The 1,799-nt window shown below is 43.2% G+C and carries 3 protein-coding genes; all 3 read left to right on the top strand.

Features of this window, described 5'->3' with window-relative positions:
- A partial coding sequence (locus ACFIKR_RS09210; protein ID WP_375659633.1) for a hypothetical protein occupies positions 1 to 187 on the top strand: 187 nt, incomplete at its 5' end.
- A gap of 3 nt (positions 188 to 190) precedes the next feature.
- Positions 191 to 439: a phage head-tail joining protein gene (locus ACFIKR_RS09205; RefSeq protein ID WP_375659632.1), complete on the top strand. Its 249-nt coding sequence runs from the start codon at positions 191 to 193 to the stop codon at positions 437 to 439.
- The coding region (locus ACFIKR_RS09200) for a phage portal protein (protein WP_375659631.1) at positions 439 to 1,799 on the top strand (1,361 nt) is incomplete at its 3' end. The genes ACFIKR_RS09205 and ACFIKR_RS09200, both read left to right, overlap by 1 nt.

Here is a 1,799-nt window from a genome sequence, read left to right as displayed (position 1 = left end):
AAACCTTAATCGAGAAGTCGATATCTTAGAAGAGCGTCTGGAAAAACTTAAAATTGAAGGCTCTTTAGAGCAGCCAATACCAAGACATGCCCCCTCTCCTGCTCCAAGAAGATCTCAGATAGCACAGCCTCAAAAGAAGCCATTCAGAACAATGATGAATCCTTATATGCAAGGGGATTGGAGGTAATTTGTGGGTGAAACTTTAGAACCAATTAACAGCAAATTTTCGAGACTGGAAAGTTTAAAAAGGCGGCGTGAGCAAATTGAAGAAGCTCTTTATTCGGGTGCGCAATCGGTGCGCCATGGTGATAAGCAAGTCAGCAACCGCTCTGTTGAGGAACTGCGCAGAGCGCTTGAGATGATCAATACACAAATAGCGGACCTTGAAGGGCGCAAGCGTTCACGCGTTTTCTATTTTAATATATCACGAGGCTATTAATGGCTGGTTTTTTCAATAAACTCACAGGCTTTTTTAAAATTTCTCGTCAACACAATCCCCATTTTGAAGCTGCAAGTAAAAGCCGTCGCATGGGTGGTTTTGACCCCGCAAAAAAACATATCAATAAAGCAATTGAAGAATGCGGTGATACCATTGTTGCCCGTTCAAGATGGCTTTATGATAATGAATCTCTTTATGGGTCTGCAACAGAAGAATGGGTCTCTGCGGCTGTCAGTGATGGGATTAAACCTTATCCTCGTATTGAAGGCTTTCAAGAAGAAAAGAAAAAGCTTTTAAACTTATGGTGGCAATGGGTTGATGAAGCGGACTATGATGAAGATGCCAATTTTTATGGACTGCAAGCAACCATTGCACGAGAGGTCTTTTTAACCGGAGAATGCTTTGTAAGATTGCATTATGTTGATCTCTACGGGCGCTCTGGTGTTCCTCTTCAGTTGCAAGTTTATCCCACTGAAATGTTGGACCTTTCCTACAATGGACCGGCTGAGATTGAAGGCAATTACATTCGTATGGGGATTGAATTTAATGCCAGTGGTAAGCGCGTTGCTTATCATTTCTGGGAACATCACCCCTATGATGATTGCCCTGCAAACAGTGCATTTGAGAGCCAAGAGCGCGTGCGAGTCCCCGCTGAAATGGTCATTCATATCAAAGAGCGCCGTATTGCCGGACAATTGCGCGGTTCTCCCAAAATAACGCGCGCTATGACAAAGATCTTTCAACTCGAATCCTATGATGATGCAGAGCTTGAACGAAAAAAAACAGCGGCTCTTTTTGCAGTGTTTATTACAGGGAAGGAATCTCATGAGGCAGAGTTAGAGGACAATCGTGAAAAAACGAAAATTGAACAGAAGGTAGAAAAGAAGATTGAAGAGGTACCTGAAGAGCATCCAATTTACCCTGGCTCAGTTAACGTGGTCGATGGCGAAAAACAAATTACATTTTCAACCCCTGTTGAGGTTGGTGGCTCTTATGAGGCTTTTCAATTTCGCAATATCTTGAAAATTTGTGCAGCACTTAATATGCCTTATGCCGTTGTGACTGGAGACGTTACGCGGGGGAATTTTTCAAATGTGCGTACCTCCATCATTCAGTTTAGACGGCACGTCAAACAATGGCGTGAACATATCATTGCCTTTCAGTTTAACCGCATTGTTTGGGAGCGTTTTGTTGAAATGGCAGTGCTTTCTGGATGCGTCAATTTGCCAGGGTGGGAAGAAAATTCCTTGCCATGGCTTCAATGTGAAAGCTTTGCACCACCCCTTGAAATGATTGATCCAAACAAGGATATCTCAGCGGAAAAAGAAGAAATCCGTGCAGGCTTGAAAACACGACGCAT

Origin of the sequence: Bartonella sp. MR30HLJHH (assembly GCF_042194195.1) — a bacterium.
GTDB lineage: Bacteria > Pseudomonadota > Alphaproteobacteria > Rhizobiales > Rhizobiaceae > Bartonella > Bartonella grahamii.
The sequence above is the reverse complement of the archived record's forward strand: the minus strand, read 5'-3'. Positions and strand labels throughout refer to the sequence as shown.